The 24,269-nt window shown below is 68.8% G+C and carries 22 protein-coding genes; 11 read left to right on the top strand and 11 right to left on the bottom strand.

Translation table 11 applies throughout. The features are described 5' to 3' along the window. Positions 1-20: 20 nt before the first annotated feature. From ACZZZF_RS17990 to ACZZZF_RS17980, 3 genes are read left to right on the top strand one after another with little or no spacing between them, the layout of a single operon-like run. Positions 21-854, top strand: a complete 834-nt coding sequence (locus tag ACZZZF_RS17990) for a purine-nucleoside phosphorylase (RefSeq protein WP_053096984.1) — start codon at positions 21-23, stop codon at positions 852-854. Beyond that, a complete protein-coding gene (locus ACZZZF_RS17985; RefSeq protein WP_056280076.1) occupies positions 851-2,521 on the top strand; it encodes a phospho-sugar mutase in 1,671 nt (556 codons plus the stop codon). The genes ACZZZF_RS17990 and ACZZZF_RS17985 overlap by 4 nt, the downstream gene beginning before the upstream one ends. A gap of 4 nt (positions 2,522-2,525) precedes the next feature. Beyond that, a complete protein-coding gene (locus ACZZZF_RS17980) occupies positions 2,526-2,789 on the top strand; it encodes an HPr family phosphocarrier protein (protein WP_072591532.1) in 264 nt (87 codons plus the stop codon). Between the two features lie 8 nt (positions 2,790-2,797). Here the strand turns inward: ACZZZF_RS17980 and ACZZZF_RS17975 are convergent, their stop codons facing one another. Further along, entirely contained in the window at positions 2,798-4,720 is a 1,923-nt protein-coding gene (locus ACZZZF_RS17975; protein ID WP_463499833.1) for a BglG family transcription antiterminator, read from the bottom strand. Positions 4,721-4,885: 165 nt separating this feature from the next. Here ACZZZF_RS17975 and ACZZZF_RS17970 point away from each other — a divergent pair, with 165 nt between their 5' ends. The 8 genes from ACZZZF_RS17970 (at position 4,886) to ACZZZF_RS17935 (ending at position 12,615) form a co-directional block, all read left to right on the top strand. After that, a complete protein-coding gene (locus ACZZZF_RS17970; protein ID WP_053096993.1) occupies positions 4,886-5,203 on the top strand; it encodes a PTS sugar transporter subunit IIB in 318 nt (105 codons plus the stop codon). Next, positions 5,200-5,481 (top strand): HPr family phosphocarrier protein, encoded by a 282-nt coding sequence (locus ACZZZF_RS17965; protein WP_053096995.1) that lies wholly within the window; start codon positions 5,200-5,202, stop codon positions 5,479-5,481. The genes ACZZZF_RS17970 and ACZZZF_RS17965 overlap by 4 nt, the downstream gene beginning before the upstream one ends. Beyond that, positions 5,478-7,163: a phosphoenolpyruvate--protein phosphotransferase gene (gene ptsP, locus ACZZZF_RS17960; protein WP_072591533.1), complete on the top strand. Its 1,686-nt coding sequence runs from the start codon at positions 5,478-5,480 to the stop codon at positions 7,161-7,163. The genes ACZZZF_RS17965 and ptsP overlap by 4 nt, the downstream gene beginning before the upstream one ends. Continuing rightward, positions 7,160-8,794 (top strand): PTS mannitol transporter subunit IICB, encoded by a 1,635-nt coding sequence (locus tag ACZZZF_RS17955; RefSeq protein ID WP_053096997.1) that lies wholly within the window; start codon positions 7,160-7,162, stop codon positions 8,792-8,794. The genes ptsP and ACZZZF_RS17955 overlap by 4 nt, the downstream gene beginning before the upstream one ends. 67 nt (positions 8,795-8,861) lie before the next feature. Continuing rightward, positions 8,862-9,293 (top strand): PTS sugar transporter subunit IIA, encoded by a 432-nt coding sequence (locus ACZZZF_RS17950; protein WP_056280066.1) that lies wholly within the window; start codon positions 8,862-8,864, stop codon positions 9,291-9,293. Next, positions 9,293-10,450, top strand: a complete 1,158-nt coding sequence (locus ACZZZF_RS17945) for a mannitol-1-phosphate 5-dehydrogenase (RefSeq protein ID WP_463499831.1) — start codon at positions 9,293-9,295, stop codon at positions 10,448-10,450. Before ACZZZF_RS17950 ends, ACZZZF_RS17945 begins: the two co-directional genes overlap by 1 nt. A gap of 85 nt (positions 10,451-10,535) precedes the next feature. Beyond that, complete coding sequence (locus tag ACZZZF_RS17940) at positions 10,536-11,855, top strand: flavin-containing monooxygenase (protein ID WP_463499829.1); 1,320 nt, start codon at positions 10,536-10,538, stop codon at positions 11,853-11,855. 10 nt (positions 11,856-11,865) lie between these two features. Next, positions 11,866-12,615 (top strand): alpha/beta hydrolase, encoded by a 750-nt coding sequence (locus ACZZZF_RS17935; protein ID WP_082297854.1) that lies wholly within the window; start codon positions 11,866-11,868, stop codon positions 12,613-12,615. A 19-nt stretch (positions 12,616-12,634) separates the two neighbouring features. Here the strand turns inward: ACZZZF_RS17935 and ACZZZF_RS17930 are convergent, their stop codons facing one another. From ACZZZF_RS17930 to ACZZZF_RS17885, 10 genes are all read right to left on the bottom strand, one after another. Further along, positions 12,635-13,492: a carbohydrate kinase family protein gene (locus tag ACZZZF_RS17930; RefSeq protein WP_463499827.1), complete on the bottom strand. Its 858-nt coding sequence runs from the start codon at positions 13,490-13,492 to the stop codon at positions 12,635-12,637. Positions 13,493-13,521: 29 nt separating this feature from the next. Further along, positions 13,522-14,625, bottom strand: a complete 1,104-nt coding sequence (locus ACZZZF_RS17925) for a polysaccharide deacetylase family protein (protein ID WP_463499825.1) — start codon at positions 14,623-14,625, stop codon at positions 13,522-13,524. Positions 14,626-14,628: 3 nt separating this feature from the next. After that, the gene (locus ACZZZF_RS17920; RefSeq protein WP_295103347.1) at positions 14,629-15,744 is read right to left on the bottom strand and encodes an adenosine deaminase; all 1,116 of its coding nucleotides are present in this window, start codon (positions 15,742-15,744) and stop codon (positions 14,629-14,631) included. Between the two features lie 52 nt (positions 15,745-15,796). Continuing rightward, the gene (locus tag ACZZZF_RS17915; protein ID WP_053097013.1) at positions 15,797-17,089 is read right to left on the bottom strand and encodes a thymidine phosphorylase; all 1,293 of its coding nucleotides are present in this window, start codon (positions 17,087-17,089) and stop codon (positions 15,797-15,799) included. After that, a complete protein-coding gene (locus ACZZZF_RS17910) occupies positions 17,086-17,484 on the bottom strand; it encodes a cytidine deaminase (protein WP_042536471.1) in 399 nt (132 codons plus the stop codon). Before ACZZZF_RS17910 ends, ACZZZF_RS17915 begins: the two co-directional genes overlap by 4 nt. A 7-nt stretch (positions 17,485-17,491) precedes the next feature. Beyond that, positions 17,492-18,778 (bottom strand): ABC transporter permease, encoded by a 1,287-nt coding sequence (locus ACZZZF_RS17905; RefSeq protein ID WP_056280054.1) that lies wholly within the window; start codon positions 18,776-18,778, stop codon positions 17,492-17,494. Then, positions 18,775-20,094, bottom strand: a complete 1,320-nt coding sequence (locus ACZZZF_RS17900; RefSeq protein ID WP_053097017.1) for an ABC transporter permease — start codon at positions 20,092-20,094, stop codon at positions 18,775-18,777. Before ACZZZF_RS17900 ends, ACZZZF_RS17905 begins: the two co-directional genes overlap by 4 nt. Continuing rightward, positions 20,091-21,605, bottom strand: coding sequence for an ABC transporter ATP-binding protein (locus ACZZZF_RS17895; protein WP_053097019.1), 1,515 nt, complete (start codon positions 21,603-21,605; stop codon positions 20,091-20,093). Before ACZZZF_RS17895 ends, ACZZZF_RS17900 begins: the two co-directional genes overlap by 4 nt. Before the next feature lie 161 nt (positions 21,606-21,766). Continuing rightward, on the bottom strand, positions 21,767-22,879 hold the full coding sequence (locus ACZZZF_RS17890) for a BMP family lipoprotein (RefSeq protein WP_463499823.1): 1,113 nt from the start codon (positions 22,877-22,879) through the stop codon (positions 21,767-21,769). A gap of 147 nt (positions 22,880-23,026) precedes the next feature. Beyond that, positions 23,027-24,142 (bottom strand): mannose-1-phosphate guanylyltransferase, encoded by a 1,116-nt coding sequence (locus tag ACZZZF_RS17885; RefSeq protein WP_053097023.1) that lies wholly within the window; start codon positions 24,140-24,142, stop codon positions 23,027-23,029. Between the last annotated feature and the right edge of the window lie 127 nt (positions 24,143-24,269).

The following is a 24,269-nucleotide window of genomic DNA, read 5'->3' as shown; positions in this document are numbered from 1 at the left end:
CACCTTCCTAGAGTGGATCCATGTCTGAAACACACAGCAACCCCCTCGACGACCCGAATGCGAACCCGTTCGAGGTCGCAGCCGACGCAGCCGCCGACATCGCGCGCCTGACCGGAGTCGAGAAGCACGACATCGCCCTGACCCTCGGCAGCGGCTGGGGCAAGGCCGCCGACATCATCGGCGAGACCACGGCGACCATCCCCGCCACCGAGGTCACCGGCTTCTCGAAGCCCGCTCTCGAGGGCCACGTGGGCACCCTGCGCAGCATCCGCACTCCCGATGGCAAGAACGTCCTCGTCATCGGTGCTCGCACCCACTACTACGAGGGCCACGGCGTGCGCCGTGTCGTGCACTCGGTGCGCACCGCCGCGGCCACGGGCGCCAAGATCATGGTGCTGACGAACGGCGCCGGCGGAGTGCGCGAGACGTGGACTCCCGGCCAGCCCGTGCTGATCAGCGACCACATCAACCTCACGGCCGACTCCCCTCTCGAGGGCGCGACGTTCATCGACCTGACCGACCTCTATTCGACGCGTCTGCGCGACATCGCCCGGAGCGTCGACCCCACGCTCGACGAGGGCGTGTACACGCAGTTCCGCGGCCCGCACTACGAGACGCCGGCCGAGGTGCAGATGGCCAAGCACATCGGCGGACACATCGTGGGAATGTCGACAGCGCTTGAGGCGATCGCCGCTCGCGAGGCCGGTATGGAGATCCTCGGGTTCTCGCTCATCACCAACCTCGCCGCCGGCATCCAGAAGACACCGCTCAGCCACGCTGAGGTCATCGAGGCCGGTCGAGAGGCCGAACCGGTCATCTCGGCGCTGCTGGCCCGAGTGGTCGAGGCGCTGTGAACGACGAGCGTCTCGCGCAGGCGCGCGCGTGGATGAGACAGGACCCCGATCACGAGACCCGCGACGAGCTGGCCGTGGTCATCACGCGGGCAGCCGATGGCGACGAGTCGGCCGCCGCCGACCTCGATGATCGCTTCAGCACCCGACTCGCGTTCGGCACCGCCGGTCTCCGCGGAGCCCTGGGGGCCGGCAGCAACCGCATGAACCGCGTGCTCGTCGCGCAGGCGGCCGCCGGGTTCGCTTCGTACCTGCGCGAGAAGTCGCACGGCCGCACGCCGACCGTGGTGATCGGCTATGACGGACGCCGCAACTCCCGCGTGTTCGCGACCGACTCCGCCGAGCTGTTCGCCGGAGCAGGGCTGCGCGCGATCCTGCTGCCGAGACTGCTGCCCACGCCCGTGCTCGCGTTCGCGGTGCGTCACCTGGGCGCGGATGCCGGTGTCATGGTGACCGCGTCGCACAACCCGCCGAACGACAACGGATACAAGGTCTATCTGGGCGGCGCCGATCAGGGTTCGCAGATCGTCGCACCCGCCGATGCCGAGATCGCCGCGCACATCCAGCGGGTCGCCGATGCGGACGACGTCACGTCGTCGCCTCGCTCCACCGACTATGAGACGGCCGGCGAAGCCGTGGTCGACGCGTACGTCGCCGCGACAGCGGCGGTCGCTCCCGCACCAGCCGGCGCGTCCGACCTGCGCTGGGTCTACACCGCCATGCACGGGGTCGGCTGGGAGACGCTGTCGAAGATCGTCGCGGCCGCCGGATACCCTCAGCCGATGGTCGTCGGAGAGCAGCTCGAACCCGATGCGACGTTCCGCACCGTGTCGTTCCCCAACCCGGAGGAGCCGGGGGCGATGGACCTGTCCTTCGCCCGGGCCCGCCGCGTGCAGGCGGACTTCATCATCGCCAATGATCCGGATGCCGACCGACTCGCCGTGGCGATCCCGGACGCGTCGTCGGAGGGCGGATGGCGGCGACTCACCGGCAACGAGGTCGGGCTCCTCCTGGGCGCTCGCGCCGCCAGGGCCGCCGAGGGCACGCCGGGTGCATCGCTCGCGTGCTCCCTGGTCTCATCGCCCGGCCTCGGCGCCGTCGCCGCCCATCACGGGCTCGACTTCCACGAGACGCTCACGGGCTTCAAATGGATCTCCCGCGCCCCCGGCATCGTCTTCGGCTTCGAGGAGGCACTCGGCTACCTCGTGAATCCCGAGACCGTGCGCGACAAGGACGGCATCTCGGCGACCGTGGCGATCCTCGGACTCGCCGCCGAGGCGCACGAGCGCGGACGCTCTCTCGCCGACCTGCTGTCCGAGCTCGGTGACACGTACGGTCACTTCGCCAGCGGTCAGGTGTCGGTCCGCGTGCAGGACCTCTCGGTCATCGGCACCGTGATGCTCTCGCTGCGCACGCTGCCGCCGACGCACTTCGGCAGCCACTCGATCGCCTCCGTGGAGGATCTGCTGCACGCCGACGCAGGGCAGCCCTCGGGCGACGTGCTGCGGTATCGACTCACGGACGGCTCGCGCATCATCGTCCGTCCGAGCGGCACCGAGCCGAAGCTCAAGGTCTACATCGACGCGGCCGCGGACTCCGCAGAGCGCGCCACCGCGACCGTCGCCGAGCTCGAGGCCGCGGTGCGCCTGCTCCTGGAAGAACGCTCGTAGGCCCATGCCGAGAAGACATGTCGTGATCAGCGCGCACAACGGGGTGCACGCGCGCCCCGTCGCCGAGCTCGTGCGGCTCGTGCAGGCGCATTCGCACGCGGTGACCCTGCGGACGTCGTCGGGCGCGGTCGTGGACCTCAGCAGCGTTCTCGCGCTGATGGACCTCGCACTCGCGCCCGGCGATGCCGTGGTGCTCGAGACGGCGGACTCGGCCGGCGCCGACGCCGTGCTCGACACCCTCGCCGGCGTCCTCGACCCTCGGGGCTGACCCGGCCGTCACCCGTCGATGACGGCGACGAGCTCGTCGAGGAACGCCTCGAAGGTGGTGCCCCGGCGGAGGATGCGCTGCACGCTCTCCCGTTCGCTGAACACCTCGACGAGCTGCTCGAACACCGTCTGGAACGCGGCGCGGTCGCTCTCGCTGAAGGCGGCGAGAGCGACGACCTGCACGCGGCCCTCACCCCACGCTGCCGACCCGTCCGTGACGCCTATCGCGATCGCGGTGCGCGTGGCGGTCATCTGGAGCGCGTGCGGCACCGCGAGCGCGTCTGTGAACGCCGTCGACGACATCCGTTCGCGGAGGATGGTGTTCTCGACGTAGTCGTCGCCGATCAGCCCCGCATCCACGAGGAGACCGCCCAGTCGCCGGATGATCGCCTCCTCCCCCGCATCGGGCAGCGGATAGACGAAGGCGTCGGCATCGAAGTATCGTGCGAGCTCGCCACGGAGCCTGGTGAGGCGTCGGCCTCGCCGGACGCGTGCCGCGGCCTGCTGGATCCGGTCGACATCGGCATCCGTGAGGAACGGCTGGATGCGGACGAAGCGATCGCCGGCAGCGCCCGGCTCGATCGTGCTGAGCACCAGGTCGGTGTCGAACGACGCCCAGTCCGGGTCGACCTTGGTGATGACGCTGGTCACCTCGATCGCGGACCCGAGCGAGCGGTCGACGCTCGATCGGAGCAGCTCGTGCAGCTCGTAATACCCGGGGCACACGATGGTCGCGGTGAGGATCGACTCGGCCTTGCGGCTGCGCTCGAGTCGTCCGCCGACGTGCATCGCGATGTAGGCGATCTCGTCGTCGTGGATCGGCGTGCCGAGGCGATCGTGCAGTCCGCTGGCGATCGAGACCGCGACCTCGAAGATCATCGGATACGAGGTCTTGAGCGAGCGGGTGAGCGGATTGCGGGTCAGCGCGCTCTCCTCGGCGCGACGCATCAGGTTCTGCACGTGCAGGGCGAGGCGCAGCACGAAGGTCTCGTCGACCAGGTCGACTTGGAAATCCTCCGCCGCCCTCGCGATCTCCGCACGCACGGCCGCCTCGACACCCGGGTCCACGCCGCTGCGGGCGACATCGCCCGCAGCGTCCTCCCCCGGAGCCACGATGCGCGTGAGGACGAGGGACGCGAGATGCCCGCTGTCCCCGTCGCCCAGCGCGACCGAGAAGTGCTGCTGGGCGAGCCGGGCGATCACAGCCCCGACCCGCGGGATCTCCTCCCGCGCACCGGCAGGACCGGCTTCGAGCGCGTGGCCGGCCGCAACCCTCTCGGCGGCGATCGCGATGTGCAGAAGGACATCGGAGATCGCGAGCTCGTTGACGTAGTAGCCCTGTTCTCCGAGTTCGCGCACGAGCTCGGACTTGAAAGGCCCGACGGCGTCGGCGGCGATGACTCCTCCGGCGAGCGCTCGGCGGAACGTCTCGGGGTGGAACGACGCGGCATCCATCTCGTCATGTGCGAGTCGCGACAGCAGACGACGCTGTGCCGCCTCGTTGCCTCGCAGTCGCACGATCTCGCGGTCTCTCTCGAGTGCGAGATCGGTGCCGTCGAGCAGTGTGCGGACGCGGGCGAGGTCCGCCTCGAGAGTGGCTTCGCTCACATGGAGCGCACTGGCCGTGGCGAAGACGTCGACACCTTCCGGCACATCGAGCAGGGTGCGGACGAGACCGTGCAGTCGGTCACGCGGGGCGGAGTCGCCGCTCTGCCGCGTGCGCAGTGCGTCGCGAGCCCCCGCCCCGGCGCGGTATCCCGCCGGGCCCGACTCGACGGCATCCGCTCCACCGGTTCTCGCGTTCAGCGCGGCGACGTACGAGCGGATGCTGCGCGGGGTGACCCCGAGCTGATCGGCGAGACTGGCGGCCGTCACCCACTCGCCCTGACGGAGCAGGGACGACAGGAGCTGATCCTGACGCTGTCGCGACATGATGCTCCCTCCTCCGTGCCGACCGCACTGTCCTGACGTGACTTCCATGATGTCAGCAAGCGGGGAGCGGTGCTCCGAAACCGAGGTTCCGCAGGGGCGGAAAGGAACCTGTTGGCGAGCACACCCCCCTTGTTCCCAGACTGTTCTCAGGAAAGGTGAGCATCGATGAAGATCCTCGTGGTGTGCGGCGCTGGCGCGTCGAGCACGTTCGTCGCGCAACGACTCCGCCGGGCGGCTTCCGAAGCCGGCCTCGACTGGGACGCCGCAGCCGGCATGGAGCAGTCCGTCGCCGGCAGCGACCACGACCTCATCCTCATCGGCCCTCATCTCGCCGATCGCCTCGAGGCGATCCGCCAGGCGGCGCCCGCTCAGGTGGCCGTGCTCCCCGACGACGTCTTCGCCGATCGGGACGGCACCCGCACGCTGGCGCTCGCACAGTCGATCGTCTCCAGCGCCAGGAACACCCCGAAAGGAACATCATGACCGTCTCCCGCACCGTCCGCATCGGCTCATCCCATGGACTCCACGCCCGTCCGGCGAAGCTGTTCGCACAGGCGGCGAAGGACTCGGGGATTCCCGTGACCATCGCGAAGGACTCGGGGAAGGCGGTCAACGCGGCCAGCATCCTCGGCGTGATCGCACTGGCGATCGAGCACGGCGACTACGTCACGCTGACGGCCGACGGCGACAGCGCGGAAGGCGTGCTCGACACGCTCACCGAGCTGCTCACGACCGACCATGATCAGGACGCCGGAGTATGAGCGAACTGCGTGGAGTCGGCATCGGTCTCGGAGTCGCCCAGGGCGTCGTCGTCCGGATGACCGAGGCGCTGCCCGCCCCGGAGAACACCCCCAGCGGTCAGGGAGCCGATACGGAGCGCACACGTGTCCGCGAGGCCGTGACGGCCGTCGCACAGGAGCTGACGGCCCGCGGCGAGGCCGCCGGCGGCTCGGCCCAGGAGGTGCTCGAGGCGCAGGCGATGATCGCCGAGGACCCGACGCTGCAGGATGAGGTCGACGCACGCATCGACGACGGCGCGACGGCCGAATGGGCCGTGCATGACGCGTTCGCCGGTTTCCGGGCGACGCTCGAGGCGGTCGGGGGCTACCTCGGCGAGCGCGCCGCCGATCTCGACGACATCGCGCAGCGGGTGCTCGCCCGGCTTCGCGGCGTGGATGCGCCAGGGGTCCCCGACCCCGGGCATCCGTTCGTCCTCGTCGCTCGCGACCTCGCCCCGGCCGACACCGCGCTGCTGAACCTCGATCAGGTGCTCGCCCTCGTCACCTTCGACGGCGGACCCACCTCGCACACCGCGATCCTCGCCCGCGAGAAGGGCATCGTCGCGATCGTCGGAGCGGCATCAGCCTCGGAGCTCGCGACCGGCAGCCCGGTCATCGTCGACGCCGCAGCCGGAATCGTCACCGTCGATCCGACCGACGACGAGAAGGCGCGCGCCGAGCAGCGCGCCGCCGCCCGCCGCTCGGCGGATGCCGCACCACTCACTCCCGGCGCCCTCGCCGACGGCACGCCGATCCCGCTGCTGGCGAACCTGGGGAAGCCTGCAGACGCATCCGATGCCGTCGAACGCGGGGCCGAGGGCGTCGGCCTGTTCCGCACCGAGTTCCTGTTTCTCTCGTCGGCGCAGGCGCCGACCGTGCAGCAGCAGCGAGAGTCGTATCGGGAGCTGCTCGCGGCCTTCCCCGGCAAGAAGGTCGTCGTGAGGATGCTGGATGCCGGCGCCGACAAGCCGCTGGCGTTCCTCAACGACGCGCACGAGGAGAACCCGGCCCTGGGCCTGCGGGGGCTGCGTGCTCTGCGGGCGAGCGAGGACATCCTGCGCGAGCAGCTGACGGCCCTCGCCGAAGCGGATGCCGCGACCGAGGCGGACCTCTGGGTCATGGCGCCGATGGTGGCGACCGTCGAGGAGACGCAGTACTTCACCTCGCTCGCCCGGGAGTACGGCCTGAAGACCGCCGGTGTCATGGTCGAGATCCCGTCCAGTGCGCTGCTCGCTGACCGGATCCTCGCGCACGCCGACTTCGCCTCGATCGGCACGAACGACCTCACGCAGTACACGATGGCCGCCGACCGTCTGCTCGGCTCCGTCGCGGCGTTCCAGGATCCGTGGCACCCCGCCGTGCTCCGTCTCATCCGTGAGGTCGGCACGGCAGGTGCCCGGCTCGGCAAGCCGGTCGGGATCTGCGGTGAGGCCGCCGCCGATCCGATGCTCGCCGTCGTGCTCGTCGGGCTGGGCGCGACGAGCCTCTCGATGGCGCCGTCCGCCCTGGCGGACGTGCGTCACACCCTGTCGCAGCACACTCTCGACGAAGCCCGCAACTTCGCCGAACTCGCACTGGCGGCGGACGACGCCGCCGGTGCTCGCCTCGCCGTGGCTGACGCCGCGGCACCCCTCCCCCCTCACCAGAAAGAGACGACATCATGACGACGACGTCACCCGCCGCCACGAAGGCAGGCGGCCTCCGAACGGGCGTGCAGCGCTTCGGCACGTTCCTCTCGGGCATGATCATGCCCAACATCGCCGCGTTCATCGCGTGGGGATTCATCACGATGCTCTTCATCCCGGCCGGATTCTTCGGGTCCGAGAGCCCGTTCGGCTGGCACTGGGCCGGTGTCGCCGAGACCATCGGCGGCGGCGGCGATTCCGCAGTGGTCGGCTGGCAGGGCGCCATGACCGCGGTGGCCGAAGGCGCCGACGGCAACATCTTCGCGTACGTGGGCCTCGTCGGACCGATGGTCACGTACCTGCTGCCGCTCCTCATCGCCAACACCGCGGGCCGCATGGTCTACGGCGAGCGCGGTGGAGTCGTCGCGACGATCGCGACGATGGGTGTCATCGTCGGCACCAACATCCCGATGTTCCTCGGCGCGATGATCATGGGGCCGCTCGCGGCCTGGATCACCAAGCAGATGGACCGGATGTGGGACGGCAAGATCCGCCCCGGCTTCGAGATGCTGGTGAACAACTTCTCGGCCGGCATCCTGGGCATGATCCTCGCGATCGTGGGATTCTTCGCCTTCGGTCCCGTGATGCTCGGCATCAGCGCGGTTCTCGGCGGTGCCGTCGACTGGCTGGTCGCGCTGAACCTGCTGCCCCTCGTGTCGATCATCGTGGAGCCCGCGAAGGTGCTGTTCCTGAACAACGCCATCAACCACGGCGTGTTCACTCCGCTCGGCATCGAGCAGGCGGCCGAGACCGGCAAGTCGATCCTCTTCCTGATCGAGGCGAACCCCGGTCCGGGCCTCGGTCTGCTGCTCGCGTTCTCGTTCTTCGGCGTCGGTGCGGCCAAGGCGTCTGCGCCCGGAGCGGCGATCATCCAGTTCTTCGGCGGCATCCACGAGATCTACTTCCCGTACGCGCTGAGCAAGCCGACCACCATCCTCGCCCTGATCGCGGGTGGCGCGGCCGGTGTCACGACCAACATGGTGCTCGGAGGCGGCCTGGCGTTCCCGGCAGCCCCCGGCAGCATCATCGCCGTGACCGCGGCCGCCGTCGGCCCCGGCGTCCCGAACCTGCTCGTGGTCTACCTCTCGGTCATCATCGCCGCGGTCGTCACGTTCCTCATCACCGGCGTCATCCTGCGGGCCTCCCGCAAGCGCGACCTCGAGGCCGAGGGCGACAGCTTCGGCGACGCGATCGCACAGACCGAGGCGAACAAGGGCAAGTCGTCCGCCGCGATGGACGCCCTTCGCGCCTCGTCGGGTACGGGAGCTGCCGGAGCAGCCGCTGCGGCTGGCACGGGCGTCGCCACGGACCGTCGCATCGAGAACATCGTGTTCGCCTGCGACGCCGGAATGGGATCGTCGGCCATGGGCGCGAGCGTGCTGCGCAACAAGTTCAAGAAGGCGGGGGTCGAGGGCGTCACCGTCACGAACCAGGCCATCGCGAACCTCGACGGCAGCGCCGACCTGGTCATCACCCAGCAGCAGCTGACCGACCGGGCGAAGGCGCAGTCGCCGAACTCGGTGCACGTGTCCGTCGACAACTTCATGAACTCTCCGAAGTACGAAGAGGTCGTCGAGATGGTGCGCGAACAGCGCGACACCGACGCGTGACAGACCAGGCGGGGCGGGTGCTGCGGCATCCGCCCCGCCTCCACATACTCAGAAAGAAGGAATCACCATGAGCGTTCTCACCCTCGATCAGGTCCGCATCCACTCCGGGAGCAGCACGCAGGAGGAAGCCCTCCAGGAGGCGACCGACATCCTCGTCGCGGCAGGCGCCGTCACCCCCGCCTATGTCGACGCGATGCGTCAGCGCGAGCAGACGGTCTCGACCTACATGGGCAACGGTCTGGCGATTCCGCACGGCACGAACGACGCCAAGGATGCGATCCTCGGATCCGCGCTGTCTGTCGTCCGCTACGACGGCGGAGTCGACTGGGACGGGGAGGCCGCGACGTTCGTCGTCGGCATCGCCGGCCGTGGCGACGAGCACCTCGAGATCCTCTCGCAGATCGCGATCCTGTTCTCCGATGAGGACGACGTCGCGAAGCTCAACGCGGCGCAGACGCCCGACGAGCTGTACGCCCTGCTCTCGGCGGTGAACGACTGATGAAGGCCGTGCACTTCGGCGCGGGCAACATCGGCCGCGGATTCGTGGGGCTGCTCCTGCACGAGGGTGGATACGAGGTCGTGTTCTCCGATGTCGCCGACGCTCTCGTCGACGCCATCAACGCCGTCGATTCGTACACGGTGCACGAGGCCGGACCCGGCGGCACCGACCACGTGGTGACCGGCTTCCGGGCGGTCAACAGCAGGACCGATCCGGATGCCGTGGCCGACGAGGTCGCGACCGCCGACGTGGTCACGACGGCGGTCGGACCGACCGTGCTGCGCTTCGTCGCCCCCACGATCCTCGCGGGCCTCGCCCTGCGCCCTGCCGGAGCCGCTCCCCTGCAGGTCATGGCCTGCGAGAACGCGATCGGGGCGACGGACACCCTCCGGGCGGAGATCGAGAAGGCGGCGGGCGCGGATGCCGAGGAGCTGCTGGCGCGTGCGGTGTTCGCGAACACCGCCGTCGACCGCATCGTCCCCGGTCAGCCCGCAGACGGCGGCGTCGACGTCACGGTCGAGCCGTACTTCGAGTGGGCGATCGAATCCCAGGCCTTCGGCGGCGCGCTGCCGAACATTCCCGGCGCTCATTTCGTCGACGATCTCGCCCCGTACATCGAGCGCAAGCTCTTCACGGTGAACACCGGCCACGCCGCCACGGCGTACTTCGGCGCACGGGCCGGCATCGAGCGCATCTCCGACGCCCTGGCCGACCCCGACATCGCCGCACGCGTCTCGGCCGCTCTCGAGGAGACGTCCGCGGTGCTGGTCGCCGAACACGGGCTCGACCCGGCCGAACTGGCCGCGTACCGAGCGACGATCCTCGAGCGGTTCCGCAATCCGGCGCTCGTCGACACCGTGCAGCGGGTCGGCCGTCAGCCGTTGCGCAAGATCTCCCGACACGAGCGCTTCATCGGACCGGCGGCGATGGCCGCCGAGAGAGGGCTCTCCACGATCGCGCTGGTCGGCGCGGTCACCGCAGCCCTCGAGTTCGAGGATCCCGATGACGAGCAGGCGGTCGAGCTGCAGCAGCTCCTGCACACGGAGGATGCGCTGGCGTTCACCTCGTCCGCAACGGGGCTCGACCCCGAGCATCCGCTGTTCCCGGCGGTCCGCGACGCAGTCGTCTCCCGTCAGACAGCACTGAACGCCTCCTGACGACGTCGCACGCCGTGTTCTGCGCCCTCTGCCGATACGATCGGCGGAGGGCGCAGTGGCGAGCACAGCGAGGTGCGGGAGCAGCATGAACAGATACGCCGTCATCGGTGCAGGTCCGTCGGGCCTCGCCGCCGCTCGGGCGCTGACGAAGCGCGGTATCGGGATCGACGGGTACGAGGCCTCGACCGGCGTGGGCGGTCTGTGGGACATCGACAACCCCCGCAGCACGATGTACGAGTCCGCGCATCTGATCTCGTCGCGCACGACGACCGAGTTCGCCGAGTACCCCATGCGTTCGACCGTCGACTACCCCGACCATCGGACGCTGCGACAGTACTTCGAGGACTATGCCGAGCACTTCGGTCTCACCGGGCTCTTCCGGTTCGAGACGACCGTCACGCGGCTCGAGCCGCGGGACGACGGCTGGGATCTCACGAGCTCGGGGCCCGACGGCGAAGAGACCCGGTGGTACGCCGGCGTCGTGCTCGCGAACGGCACGCTCGCCGAACCGAACGTGCCGACCTTCGCCGGAGAATTCAGCGGCGAGATCATGCACACGAGCGAGTACAGGTCGGCCGCACAGCTCACCGGCCGGCGTGTGCTGCTGATCGGAGCGGGGAACTCGGGGTGCGACATCGCGGTGGATGCCGTGCACCACGCCTCCTCGGTCGACATGAGCGTCCGCCGCGGCTATTACTTCGTCCCGCGCTATCTGTTCGGCAGGCCGAGCGACACCCTGAATCAGGGCCGTCCCCTGCCCGCGCGCGTCAAGCAGGCGGTCGACAGCCGGGTGCTCCGGGCGTTCACCGGCGACCCTGCGCGCTTCGGCTTCCCGAAGCCCGACTACCGCATCTACGAGGCTCATCCGATCGTCAACACGATGATCCTCAATCACCTCGGGCAGGGGGACCTGCGTATCCGCCCCGATGTGGAGCGCCTCGACGGCACGACCGTGCGCTTCCGGGACGGGACGTCCGACGACTACGATCTGCTCCTGCTCGCGACCGGATACCGGCTCGACTACCCGTTCGTCGACCCACAGCACCTGCACTGGAGCGGCGCGGCACCACGGCTGTTCCTCCACGTCTTCCCCGCATCGTTCAACGGTCTCTTCGTGATGGGCATGATCGAGGCGTCCGGCATCGGCTGGCAGGGGCGGTACGAGCAGGCGGAGCTGCTGGCCGCATACCTGGACGCGGCGGAGAACGATCCGCCTCGGGCGGTGCGATTCCGCGATCGGGTGACCTCCGAGCCGTGGCCCGATCTGACCGGCGGCTACCGATACCTGCGCCTCGACCGCATGGCCTACTACGTGAACAAGGACGCATATCGGGGTGCGGTGCGACGCGAGCGGTCGGCGCTCGAGCGGCCGCACCCCGAGCTCGCTCACATCCGCACCCCGTAACGTGGGGCGAGTGCAGAAGAAGCGTGGTCGTCGTGTCCTGAAAGTGATTCTCTGGGGAGTCGTCGGCGTCCTCGTGATCGGCATCGTCGGAATACTCGCCTGGAGCCAGATCGGCGTCATGTCGGCCGAGAAGGATCCGCTCGCCAGCGTCGAGGACAACTCCGCCATCCATGTCGAGGACACAGAGCAGGGGATCGTGCTCACCCCGGCCGACGGCGAATCAGACCTCGGCCTGGTGTTCGTGCCCGGTGCGAAGGTCGATCCGTGGGCGTACGCACCGATCCTGCAGAGCCTCGCCGAAGAGGGCGTCACGGTGGTGATCACCCGCCCGTGGCTGAACCTCGCGTTCTTCGATCTGCGCGGTCTCGACTCCTTCACCTCTGCGGCCCCCGACATCGATGACTGGGCGGTCGGCGGACACTCGCTGGGCGGCGTGCGCGCGTGCCAGCTCGCCGCGGATGCCGAGGCACTCGTGCTGTTCGGCTCCTACTGTGCGACGGACGTGTCGGACACCGATCTCGCCGTTCTCAGCATCTCGGGCAGCGAGGACGGACTGTCGACGCCCGAGAAGATCGCCGATGCTCGTGACCTCCTGCCGGCCGACGCCGAGATGGTCGAGATCGAGGGAGCGTCGCACGCGTCGTTCGGCGACTACGGGCCCCAGGCCGGTGACGGCGAGCCGACGATCTCGAGCGACGAGATGCACGCACAGGTCTCTGAGATCCTCGATGCCTTCATGGCGGACGTCGCCGCGCGCTGAGCAGCGTCGACTGCTCCGCTCAGCCGATGACGGGGTCGAGCAGCGGATGCAGGTGCCGTGTGCCCAGCACGGATGCCGCCGCGCGTGAGCCCGCAGTGAGGGCGTCCGGAACGCAGGCCCCCGAGAGCCGGGCATCGAGGACGCCGGCCAGGAACGCGTCGCCCGCGCCATTGGTGTCGACGACATCGACCGGCACGGCTGCGACATGGTGTTCGGTGCCGTCTGCGTCGATCGCGACCGCCCCGTCGGCGCCCAGGGTGCACACGGCGAGCGAGGCGCCGCCAGCGACGCATGACCGGAGGAAGCGCACCGGATCGGCCAGACGGTCGGCGTTGCAGAACACGGCCTGCGCTGCAGCGAGGAAGGGCCGGTGGAACTCGGATTCGCCGTCGTAGTCGTGCACGTCGACCCAGATCGGGCGCCCGGTCGCGACGGCCGCGGGGAGGAGTCGCAGCGGCTCGGCCGCGAGGTCGAGCACGATCACCTCAGCGCCGCTCATCGCGGTGTGCAGAGCTGAGTCATCTCTCCCGTCCGTCGCCGAGGGGGACGCGAGATACAGCGAGACTCGCTTGCCCTCGCGGGTCATGAGGTTCAGATGGCGCTCGGTGGCGTCGCCCGTTCCCCACCGTGCACGCACACCGGCATGTGCGAGCGCATCGCGCACGCGGTGTCCCGGTTCATCCGCCGCGGTGAGGGCGTACAGCAGAGCGGAGCGCCCGAGCGAGGCGAGCGTGAGGGCCTTCCCCGCGCTCGTGCCGCCGACGGTCTCCCAGGTCTCCTCGGCGAACTGCATGTGCGGCACCGGCTCAGGCAATCGATCGAGCACGACGATCGAGTTCCACGATGCCGGTCCGGCTATGAAGACGGTGGCGGTCATGAGTACATCCTGCCGTCCGAGACCCCGGTTCAGCCGATCCGCTTGATGAGCGAGTCCAACCCCATGCCGTAGTCGATCCGCACGACGGGCAGGGCGAGCTTGTCCGTGCCGATCTCGGCATACCCGGGCTCGATGGTCCGCGCCATCTCGAACCCGGCCTGAGCGACGCCCTGCTTCGACGTGTCGTCGAAGTGACCGAACGGATACGCGATCACCTCGCGCACCCCGAGCACGTCGGCGGATGCGTTCAGATCGGCGGCGATCTCGTCCGCCGTCCAGTTCACCATCCGGCCCTTGCCGTTGTCGCCGGCCTGATGCATGTCGTGCGTGTGAGATCTGCGAAGGACGTACATCGACGGCGCGGGGTCCTGGCGGTCGGCGGTGATCATGAACGAGGTCGACAGCAGCCTGTGCGCATCGATCACCGGAACCGCGAGGTCGAACCAACTCTGGTCGGCGTCGTCGTCGGTGATGATCACCGAACGAGCAGGCAGCGACAGTCGACCGTCGATGAACGCGCTGAGCTCATCCCAGGTCGGCAGGTAGAAGCCCGTCGTCGCGATGTGGTTCATCTGCGCCTCGAAGTCGCCGATGTACGCGTAGTTGCCGCGGAGCCAGCCGGTCTCGCCCTCGGGGTTCGAGGTGAACTGGTGGTACATCAGGATCGGGACCTGCACGTCCGCCGCGGCATTCGCCTCGGGCGTCGTCCACGCCGCGAAGAGCTCGATCTGCTGATCGACGCACACGACGGGGTCGGCTCCGTTGATCCGCGCGGCGACCGTGCCCCCGGCGGCATCCGCTGCGGTCGAGTACCAGCCGGCGAACACCCGACCGTCCTGCGCCGGTATCGGAAGCGCCACGTACAGTGCATCCTGCCGCTGCAGCATCGGTTCCTGCGGCGCACCGTCGCCGATGAAGCTCACCGCGCACGCGAGCGGGTCGCCGGCATCCGCGACGAGCTGCTGCGCGGGTGTCAGCGGACGCTCGATGGCGTCGCCGCCCGCTCGCGGCACGAGCACCTCGGGCACTCGGGTCGACCATGAGAAGGCCGCGATTGCACCGCCGACGACGATGACGACGGCGCTGACGATCACTGCGACGCCGATACGGCGTCGCTTCCCCCCGGAAGCCATGATCTAGATGTCGAATCCGTCGGCGATCATCTCGACAAGTTCCTCGCGCTCCTCGACGGGCAGAAAGGCTCCGGCCGCCGCGTTGAACTGGAAGGTCTCGAGATCGTCGAGATCGTACTCGAACGCCTCGACCAGGAGCGACAGCTCCCGGGTGAGCGAGGTCGCGCTCATGGTGCGGTTGTCGACGTTGACCGTCACGGCGAAGCCGAGCTGGTAGAGCAGGTCGAAGGGATGGTCGGCGAGCGTGTTGCCCCACGACGCGATCGCGCCGGTCTGCAGATTCGACGACGGGGACAGCTCGAGCGGGATCTCTCGGTCTCGCACCCAGCGGGCGAGGTCGCCGAACTGGACCTGCACCTCGTCGCCCTCCTGCGTGATGACCTGCAGGTCCTCGGCGATGCGCACGCCGTGGCCGAGTCGCAGCGCTCGCCCGTCGATGAGCGCCGAGCGGATCGAGTCCGGCCCGGCAGCCTCCCCCGCGTGGACGGTCACGGGGAAGAAGTTCTCCGCGAGGTAGTCGAAGGCGGAGCGATGGTTCGACGCCGGGAATCCGTCCTCGGGACCGGCGATGTCGAAGCCGACGACCCCGCGTCCGCGGAAGCCGACGGCGAGCTCGGCGATCTCGCGCGAGCGGTCTGTGTGGCGCATGGCGGTGATCAGCTGACCGACGCGGATGCTGTGGCCGTCGCGATCAGCGGCGTCCTCACCCTCCTCGATCCCCTGCTGCACAGCCTCGACGGTCTGCTCGAGGGTGAGCCCACGCGTGAGATGCTGCTCGGGCGCCCAGCGCACCTCGCCGTAGATCACGCCGTCGTGCGCGAGATCCTGCACGAACTCGCGAGCGACACGGGTCAGGCCCTCCTGCGTCTGCATCACAGCCGTGGTCAGATCGAAGGTCTTGAGGTACTCCACCAGCGAGCCCGAGTCGCCCTGCTTCGCGATCCACCTGCCGAGAGCGGCCGGCTTCGATTCGGGAACCTCGAGCCCGATGACATCCGCCAGCTCGATGATCGTCGAGGGTCGCACCGCGCCGTCGAGATGGTCGTGCAGCGACACCTTGGGAAGGCTGCGCAGGGATGCCCCCTGGATGGTGACATCGCCGTTCGCGTCGATCGACATGGGGATTCCTCTCGGTCGCGGATTCGCTCTGTTCAGGCTAGCGGTCGGCGGATCAGGCCGTGATGCGCTCCCGCACGATCGGCCCTGCGGCCGGAGCCTCGTCGCCGATCGCCCAGGACCCCTCGAGCGCCTCGAGAGCGCGGGGGAACCGAGCCTCGTCGGCTGCCGAGAGCGTGAACAAGGGCTGTCCGGCCGCGACTCGATCACCGGGCTTGGCGTGCAGGTCGATCCCGGCCTCGAAGATCACCGGGTCCTCAGCCCGCGCGCGCCCCGCACCGAGACGCCACGCCGCGATGCCGAACGGCAGCGCGTCCATCTGCGACACCACGCCGTCGCGGGGAGCCGTGACCACATGGGTCTCGCGGGCCGTGGGCAGCGGTGCGTCGGGGTCGCCGTCCTGAGCGCGGATCATGGCCTTCCACCCGTCCATCGCGCGTCCGTCGTCGAGAGCGGCCTCCACGTCGGCATCCGGCTGTCCTGCGAGCGAGAGCATCTCGCGCGCCAGGGCGATCGTCAGTTCGCGGACGTCGGCGGGTCCTCCTCCGGCGAGCACCTCGACGGACTCGCGAACCTCGTTCGCGTTGCCGATCGCGCGACCGAGCGGCACGTTCATGTCCGTGAGGAGGGCGGTGGTGGCGACGCCGGAGTCCGTGCCGAGTGCGACCATGGTGCGCGCGAGCTCGCGTGCCCGGTCGATGTCCTGCATGAACGCACCGGAGCCGAACTTCACGTCGAGCACGAGAGCGTCGGTGCCCTCGGCGATCTTCTTCGACATGATGCTCGAGGCGATCAGCGGGATCGCCTCGACGGTGCCGGTGACGTCGCGCAGCGCGTAGAGCTTCTTGTCGGCGGGCGCGAGGCCTGAGCCTGCCGCGCAGATCACGGCGCCCACATCGCCCTGCATCTGGGCGAACATCTCCTCGTTGCTGAGCGCGGCGCGCCAGCCGGGGATCGACTCGAGCTTGTCGAGCGTTCCGCCGGTGTGGCCGAGACCGCGACCGGAGAGCTGCGGGACCGCCACTCCGAAGACCGCGACGAGCGGAGCGAGCGGAAGAGTGATCTTGTCGCCGACGCCGCCCGTGGAGTGCTTGTCGACCGTCTTCTTGCCGAGGGTCGCGAAGCTCATCCGCTCCCCCGACGCGATCATCGCGTCGGTCAGCACGCGGATCTCGTCGCGCTCCATGCCGCGCTGGAAGATCGCCATCGCGAACGACGCCATCTGTGCGTCCGAGACGTAGCCGCGGGTGTAGGCGTCGACCATCCAGCGCAGCGCCTTCTCGGGCACCGCACCGCCGTCGCGCTTGGCACGGATCACATCGACGGCGTCGAAGGGCTCAACGCTCATCGGGCGTCCTCCAGGTCTCGGGGGCCGAAGGCGTCCGGCAGTACTTCGTCGATGGTCCGGATGCCGGAGACGGTCTCCAGCAGCATTCCGGGCATCGCGTGTTCGTAGAGCAGCTGACGGCAACGGCCGCACGGCATGATGGTCTGCCCGTCGTTGTTGACGCACACGAAGGCGACGAGCTGGCCGCCGCCCGACATGTGCAGGTCGCCCACCAGCGCGCACTCGGCGCACAGCGTCACCCCGTACGAGGCGTTCTCGACGTTGCAGCCGGCCACGATGCGGCCGTCTCCGACGAGCGCGGCGGCTCCGACCCGGTAGCGGGAGTACGGCGCATAGGCCTTGGTCATCGCGTCGGTCGCGACCTGACGGAGCTCGTCCCAGTCGATGTCTGTCATGTCTCTCCTAGGACTTGATGTACGGCTTGCCGCTGGCTGCCGGACCGCGGATCTGACCGGCGAAACCGGCGACCGCGAGCAGCGTCACGACATACGGGAGCATCAGCATGAACTCGCCGGGGATGGGGGTCTTGAGGATCGACAGCAGGTTCTGCAGGTTCGTGGCGAAGCCGAACAGCAGCGCCGCGAGCGTCGCGCGGATCGGATCCCACCGGCCGAAGATCACCGCGGCGAGGGCGATGAAGCCGAGGCCGGCCGTCATGTCCTTGCCGAACTGCGGCACCGAGACCAGCGTGAAGTACGCTCCACCGATTCCGGCGATCGCGCCCGCGAGCAGCACATTCCAGAACCGGGTCGCATTGACCTTGATGCCGACCGTGTCCGCGGCCTGCGGGTGCTCGCCGACCGCACGGACGCGGAGTCCCCACTTCGTGCGGTAGAGCCCCCAGGCGACGATCGCGACGGTGATGAACATCAGGTACACGATGAAGGTCTGGTTGAAGAGCACCGGGCCGATGATGGGGATGTCGCTCAGCAGCGGGATCTCGATGCGGCTGAAGCGCACCGGCGTGTTGAGGGCGGCCTCGTTCGGCGCGAGCAGTGCGCCGTAGAGGAATCCGGTGAGGCCGCTGACGAGCACGTTGAGCACGACTCCGACGATGACCTGCTCGACGAGGTACTTGATCGCGAATGCGGCCAGCACCGCGGCGACGAGCACGCCGCCCAGCATCGCTCCGAGGAGTCCGACGAACGGGCTGCCCGTGACGCTCGAGAGCAGAGCGGCCGCGAACGCTCCGAGCAGGAGCTGACCCTCGATCGCGACGTTGACCACACCCGCGCGCTCGCCGATGACGCCGCCGAGCGCACCGAACACGAGCGGGACGGAGAGCGAGACGGCTCCGAAGAGCAGGCTGCTGACGGGCACGAGTCCGCCCGCGCCCGCCCACACGAGGAAACCGAAGACGGCGAGCACGCTGAACGCGATCACCAGCCAGATCGACGGCTTGCGATACGACCATGCCCGAAGGAACGCGAGCACCGACAGCAGCGCGAGGATCACGATCACGACCCAGCTGGTCGGCCCGGTCGGCAGAGCGATATCGGGCAGTGCGAACGGCGACGACGGGTCGTTCAGCCGGAAGCTGCTGGTGCCGCTGCGAGGCACGAGCAGGAAGAGGAGCGCCAGCAGCACCGTGGCTGCGGCGAGGACGATCGGCGCCTTCAGGTGCCGCTCGCGCACGGTGGCGAGCTGCACGGTTCCGTCGGCGGCTTCGCTCTGGACGAGGGAGGTCATGCGGTCACCGCCTTCTTCGCGGCTTTGGCTCTCGCCTTGGCCGCCTTCTCCGCGTCGGTCTTGGGAAGGAAGAACACCGTGCGCAGCAGCGGCGGCGCGGCGATGAACAGCACGACGAGCGACTGCACGACGAGCACGATGTCGACCGGGATGTCCTGAGCCTGCATCGAGAACGAGCCTGCCTTCAGTGCGCCGAACAGGATGCCGGCCGCGAACGTGCCCCAGGCGCGACTGCGGCCGAGCAGTGCGACCGTGATGGCGTCGAAGCCGATGCCGGCGTCGATCGTCTCGGTGATGCCGGTCGTGACGGCGCCCTGCACCTGGTTCATGCCCGCGAGACCGGCGAGACCACCGGCGAGGAGCATGGCGTAGACGTAGACGCGCTGGACGCTGATGCCGGCCGCACGCGCGGCGTGCGGGTTCTCGCCCACGGCGCGCATCCGCATGCCGAGGGAGGAGCGCTCGATCAGCCACCAGACGAACAGGGTCGCGATGATGACGATCACGAATCCGAGGTCGAGCAGAGGGAACTGCGGGCCGAGGAGCGAGGGGAACTGCGCGCTCTCAGGAGTGGCATAGCCGAGCGCCTGGTTCGTTCCGGGCTTCTGGAGCAGTCCGGGGGTGCGGATCATCCACAGCAGCAGGTAGTACGCCACATAGTTGAGCATGATCGTGAGGATGACCTCGTGGGCGCCCGTGCGTGCCTTCAGCAGACCGGCGATCGCCCCCCACAGCGCACCACCGGCGATGCCGGCGATCAGCGTCACGGGGATGTGCAGCCAGAACGGCAGGTCGAGCTGGAACGTGAGGAGTCCTGCCGCGGCGACGCCGATCAGCATCTGGCCGCGGGCACCGATGTTGAACAGACCGACGCGGAACGCGAGGGCGACACCGAGACCGGCGGCGATCAGCGGCGCGGCGAATCCGAGAGTGTTGGTCAGCGGACGGATCTGAGCGGCGAAGTCCGCACCTCGTGCGTTGAAGATCGCTCCGCGGAACAGCGCCTCATAGCCGTTGTAGACGGCGTTCCATGCGGCGGCGATCGTGTCGGTCGGACGCGAGAAGAAGTACCCGGAGGCCTCGATCACGTCTTCGTTGGTGAAGGCGATGAGGATGCCGCCGACCACCAGCGCGAGGAAGATCGCGAGGATCGTCGTGACGGCGCTGCCGCGGAGCATCTCCTTGAGGATCACGTTGCCGCGCGGCGGCGGCGGGACGTCACCCGTGTCGCGCTGCGTCGTGGTCGTGTTCAGCGAGAGCTGGTCGCCGGACACGTCGCCCGCCGGTCCACTCCCCTGTGGCGTGATACCGCTCATGCGGCCACCTCTCCCTCGGCGGCGCCCGCCATCATCAGTCCCAGCGTCTCGCGCGGGGTGTCGCCGGGAACGATCCCGACGATGGTGCCTCTGTACATGACCGCGATGCGGTCGGCGAGAGCCGCGACCTCATCGAGCTCGGTCGAGACGACGACCACGGGGATTCCCGCATCCCTGGTCTCGATGATCCGCTTGTGGATGAACTCGATGGAGCCGACATCGACTCCGCGGGTCGGCTGCGCAGCCACGAGCAGCTTCAGCTCGCGACTCATCTCGCGGGCGATCACGACCTTTTGCTGGTTTCCGCCCGAGAGCGTGCCGGCCGGCGTGTGCGGTCCCTGGGTCCGGATGTCGTACTCGCTGATCCGCGCGCGGGCGAAGTCGTCGAGCGCGGCACGGCGGATGGTCCCACCACGGCTGAAGTCGGCGTCGCCCGTGCGGTCGAGGATCAGGTTCTCCGCCACCGAGAACCCGGCCACGAGCCCGTCCTCCGTGCGGTCCTCCGGAACGAAGCCGACACCGGCGTCGAGGATGCCCCGCACGCTCTTGCCGACCAGTTCCGCGCCGCCGAGGGTGATCGATCCCTCGACCCTCGCCGCGAGGCCGACGATGGCCTCGACCAGCTCGGTCTGACCGTTGCCCTGCACGCCGGCGACGGCGAGCACCTCGCCGGGTCGCACGGAGAAGTCGACGCCGTCGACGACGATCGCTCCCGCGGCGGTGAGCACCCGGAGCCCCGAGACCTCGAGGCCGCCTTCGCCGAGCCGCGGCGGATCCTTGTGCACCGTCAGCTCGACGGCGCGTCCGACCATGAGGGAGGCGAGCTCCGCGTTGGTCGCGGACGGCGACGCCTCGCCGACGATCTTGCCGAGGCGGACGATCGTGATGGTGTCGGCGACCTCGCGCACCTCGCGGAGCTTGTGGGTGATGAAGACGATGGCCGTGCCCTCGTCGCGGAGCTGACGCATGATGCCCATCAGCTCGTCGGTCTCCTGCGGCGTGAGCACGGCCGTGGGCTCGTCGAAGACCAGGACCTTCGCGTCGCGCGAGAGCGCCTTGATGATCTCGACCCGCTGCTGCACGCCGACGGGCAGATCGCCCACGATCGCGTCGGGGTCGATGTCGAAGCCGAAGCGGGCGGCGACGGCGCGGACGTGCTCACGCGCCTTCGTGATGTCGAGGGTGCCGAGTCCCTTGGTCTGCTCGTGGCCGAGCATCACGTTCTCGGCGACCGTGAAGACGGGGACGAGCATGAAGTGCTGGTGCACCATTCCGATGCCGGCGTTCATGGCGTCGCCGGGGCCTCGGAACCGCTGGACGACGTCGTCCAGGAGGATCTCGCCCTCGTCGGCCTGATAGAGGCCGTAGAGCACGTTCATCAGGGTGGACTTGCCTGCGCCGTTCTCACCGAGCAGCGCATGGATCTGACCCGGTTCGACCACCAGGTCGATGTGGTCGTTGGCCACCAGGGTTCCGAACCGCTTGGTGATACCGCGAAGTTCGAGCTTCATATCTGCACCTTATCCAGAAGTGTCATCCAGAGGAGTCCGAAGAATCTCCGGCGCATCGCACGGGGATCACCCGGATGCACCGTGAACAGTCGTCATGGTCCGTCCACGGCGCGGGGCGAGTGGCCACGTGCACCACTCGCCCCGCGCTGGAACTCGATGAATTACGGGGAGTTCGGGGACTCCACCGTGATGTCGCCGGCGATGATCTGCTCCTGCAGAGCCGAGATCTCGTCGAGCAGTCCGTCGGGCAGGTCACCCTCGAAGGAACCGAAGCCCGAGAGCTTCACACCCTCGTTCTCGAGCGTGCCGACGTAGGGAGCCGGGTCGAAGTCGCCCTCGGACGCGGCGATCGTCGCATCCTCGACCGCGACGTCGATGGCCTTCATGATCGAGAAGAGGGTGACGTCCGCCACGCTCTCATCGGCGACGGCGAGGTCGCTGTCGACACCGACGAGGAGCGTGTCCTTGCCGCTGTCCGCGATAGCCGCCGCAGCGCTCTGGTAGATCGGTCCGCCGACGGGAAGGATGACGTCGACGCCCTGGTCGAGCACGCCCTGAGCGGTCTGCTTGGCCGTGTCGTTGGCGTCGAAGCCACCGGTGAACGAGCCCTTCTGCGTGGCGGTGTCCCAGCCGAAGACCTCGACGGCGCCCGACTTGTCCTCGTTGTACTTCTCGACACCGAGCTGGAAGCCGTCCATGAACACGGCGACCGACGGGATCTGCATTCCGCCGAAGGTGCCGACCTTGTTCACGCCGGACTCAGCCGACCAGCCGGCAGCGGCGTATCCGCCGAGGTAGGCGGCCTGAGCGGTGTCGAAGACGAGGGGCTTGATGTTCGGGGCATCGGTGGTGCCGTCGAAGTCGTTGTCCGCGTAGTCGTCGATGATCGCGTAGTCGATCTCGGGGTTCGCGAGCGCCGACTCGACGGTCGCGGCCGACAGCTTGAAGCCGACGGCGACGATGAGCGAGCAGCCTTCCGAGACGGCGGTCTCGAGGTTGGGCGCGTAGTCGTTGTCGTTGGCCGACTCGAACTCGAGCGGCTTGACGCCGAGCTCGTCAGCGGCACGGTCCATGCCCTCCTTGGCGGACTGGTTGAACGACTTGTCGTTCCAGCCGCCCGCGTCCGAGACGAGGCAGGGAAGGAAGTCGGACTCAGCCTCGCCGCCGCCGGTGCCGCCCGATTCGGTCGGAGCCTGGCCGCAGCCGGCGAGTGCGAAGACGACGCCAGCGGCGATGGTTGCGCCGAGCAGCTTCTTGGTGGTGGAGATGGTCAACTCATGCCTCCTGAACGGTGCCGCGGCCCTCGCGGATCGCTCAAAGTTACCTAGTGTTTCGACTTTTGTGCACGTGCGAGGGCGAGGCGCTGACGAATGGTTACAAACCTGAAACCAAGACAGCCGATGAGCGGCGACCCCTGCTCATCAGAGCACGTCGCCCCGTCCGGTCAGCTTCAGGGACTCCACCACGCCCTTCACGCGCTGCGCGTGCTGCACCGTCGTCACGAGCAGAGCGTCCGGTGTGTCGACCACGACGATGTCCTGCACGCCCACGAGGCTGATCACCCTCGATGTCTGACTGACCAGGATGCCGCTGGCCGCGTCGGAGAGCACCCTGGCGTTCGGGCCGAGCACGGCCAGATCGTTCTTGCGCCCGTTCGTGATGAGCTTGGTGAGGGAGGCGAAGTCCCCGACGTCGTCCCAGTCGAAGTGTCCTGGCACGACCGCGAGGCGTCCGCGACGTGCCGCCGGCTCGGCCACCGCATAGTCGATCGCGATCTTCTTCAGTCCCGGCCAGATGCGATCGACCGCAGACCCCCGACGATCGCGATCATCCCAGGCTTCGGCGAGTTCGATCAGGCCGGCGTGGAGTTCCGGCTCGTTGGCCGCGAGTTCGTCGAGGAGGACGCTCGCCTTCGCGATGAACATGCCCGCGTTCCAGAGGTAGCCGCGATCCGCGATGTACGCCTGAGCCGTGGCGAGGTCGGGCTTCTCTACGAAGCTCTCGACGAGGGCTGCCTCGCGCGCGCCGTCGACGACCAGCTCCGGCCCCTTCTTGATGTAGCCGAAGCCGACGGCCGGCTCGGTCGGCGAGATGCCGATCGTGCAGATGTACCCCTCGCGCGCGACCTCCACGGCGTCGCGCACGGCGAACTCGAACACCCGCGTGCCGCGGATCACATGGTCGGCGCTGAAGGATCCGATGATGACGTCGGGATCACGGCGGTGCAGGATCGCCGCGGCGAGGCCGATCGCAGCGGCGGACTCCCGCGGCTCGGACTCGAGGAAGACGTTCAGATCCGGTATTCCGGGCAGTTCGGCCTCTACCGCCGCCCGGTGAGCCCGGCCGGTGACGACGGCGATGCGATCGGCGCCGGCCAGTGGCTCGAGCCGGTCCCAGGTGTCCCGGAGCAGCGAGTGCCCCGAGCCGGTCAGGTCGTGCAGGAATTTCGGCGCGTCCGCGCGGGACAGAGGCCACAGCCTGCTGCCGATGCCGCCGGCGGGAATGACGGCGTAGAAGTCCTCGATAGGTTCGCTCACAGAGTCAGGGTATCCCGACGAAACCTCTCGACATCGAGACACTTAGGCTCGCCTTCGTCGCCCGCACCCGTCACACGGGAATAGGATGGTGTCCGATCGGCCGTGCCTGACGACAGCAGGCTCACGC

The sequence above is a fragment of the Microbacterium sp. AC215 genome, assembly GCF_979258645.1.
Note: the sequence above shows the minus strand (reverse complement) of the source record. Positions and strands in the feature narration are given on the sequence as shown.

What these genes read in the sequence shown, in the direction of transcription:
- ACZZZF_RS17905 (WP_056280054.1), bottom strand. Translation starts at nt 18,778, where the DNA reads ATGACCTCCCTCGTCCAGAGCGAAGCCGCCGACGGAACCGTGCAGCTC.
- ACZZZF_RS17955 (WP_053096997.1), top strand. Translation starts at nt 7,160, where the DNA reads ATGACGACGACGTCACCCGCCGCCACGAAGGCAGGCGGCCTCCGAACG.
- ACZZZF_RS17980 (WP_072591532.1), top strand. Translation starts at nt 2,526, where the DNA reads ATGCCGAGAAGACATGTCGTGATCAGCGCGCACAACGGGGTGCACGCG.
- ACZZZF_RS17965 (WP_053096995.1), top strand. Translation starts at nt 5,200, where the DNA reads ATGACCGTCTCCCGCACCGTCCGCATCGGCTCATCCCATGGACTCCAC.
- ACZZZF_RS17915 (WP_053097013.1), bottom strand. Translation starts at nt 17,089, where the DNA reads ATGAGCGTTGAGCCCTTCGACGCCGTCGATGTGATCCGTGCCAAGCGC.
- ACZZZF_RS17950 (WP_056280066.1), top strand. Translation starts at nt 8,862, where the DNA reads ATGAGCGTTCTCACCCTCGATCAGGTCCGCATCCACTCCGGGAGCAGC.
- ACZZZF_RS17990 (WP_053096984.1), top strand. Translation starts at nt 21, where the DNA reads ATGTCTGAAACACACAGCAACCCCCTCGACGACCCGAATGCGAACCCG.
- ACZZZF_RS17940 (WP_463499829.1), top strand. Translation starts at nt 10,536, where the DNA reads ATGAACAGATACGCCGTCATCGGTGCAGGTCCGTCGGGCCTCGCCGCC.
- ACZZZF_RS17970 (WP_053096993.1), top strand. Translation starts at nt 4,886, where the DNA reads ATGAAGATCCTCGTGGTGTGCGGCGCTGGCGCGTCGAGCACGTTCGTC.
- ptsP (WP_072591533.1), top strand. Translation starts at nt 5,478, where the DNA reads ATGAGCGAACTGCGTGGAGTCGGCATCGGTCTCGGAGTCGCCCAGGGC.
- ACZZZF_RS17900 (WP_053097017.1), bottom strand. Translation starts at nt 20,094, where the DNA reads ATGAGCGGTATCACGCCACAGGGGAGTGGACCGGCGGGCGACGTGTCC.
- ACZZZF_RS17975 (WP_463499833.1), bottom strand. Translation starts at nt 4,720, where the DNA reads ATGTCGCGACAGCGTCAGGATCAGCTCCTGTCGTCCCTGCTCCGTCAG.
- ACZZZF_RS17910 (WP_042536471.1), bottom strand. Translation starts at nt 17,484, where the DNA reads ATGACAGACATCGACTGGGACGAGCTCCGTCAGGTCGCGACCGACGCG.
- ACZZZF_RS17925 (WP_463499825.1), bottom strand. Translation starts at nt 14,625, where the DNA reads ATGGCTTCCGGGGGGAAGCGACGCCGTATCGGCGTCGCAGTGATCGTC.
- ACZZZF_RS17945 (WP_463499831.1), top strand. Translation starts at nt 9,293, where the DNA reads ATGAAGGCCGTGCACTTCGGCGCGGGCAACATCGGCCGCGGATTCGTG.
- ACZZZF_RS17930 (WP_463499827.1), bottom strand. Translation starts at nt 13,492, where the DNA reads ATGACCGCCACCGTCTTCATAGCCGGACCGGCATCGTGGAACTCGATC.
- ACZZZF_RS17895 (WP_053097019.1), bottom strand. Translation starts at nt 21,605, where the DNA reads ATGAAGCTCGAACTTCGCGGTATCACCAAGCGGTTCGGAACCCTGGTG.
- ACZZZF_RS17920 (WP_295103347.1), bottom strand. Translation starts at nt 15,744, where the DNA reads ATGTCGATCGACGCGAACGGCGATGTCACCATCCAGGGGGCATCCCTG.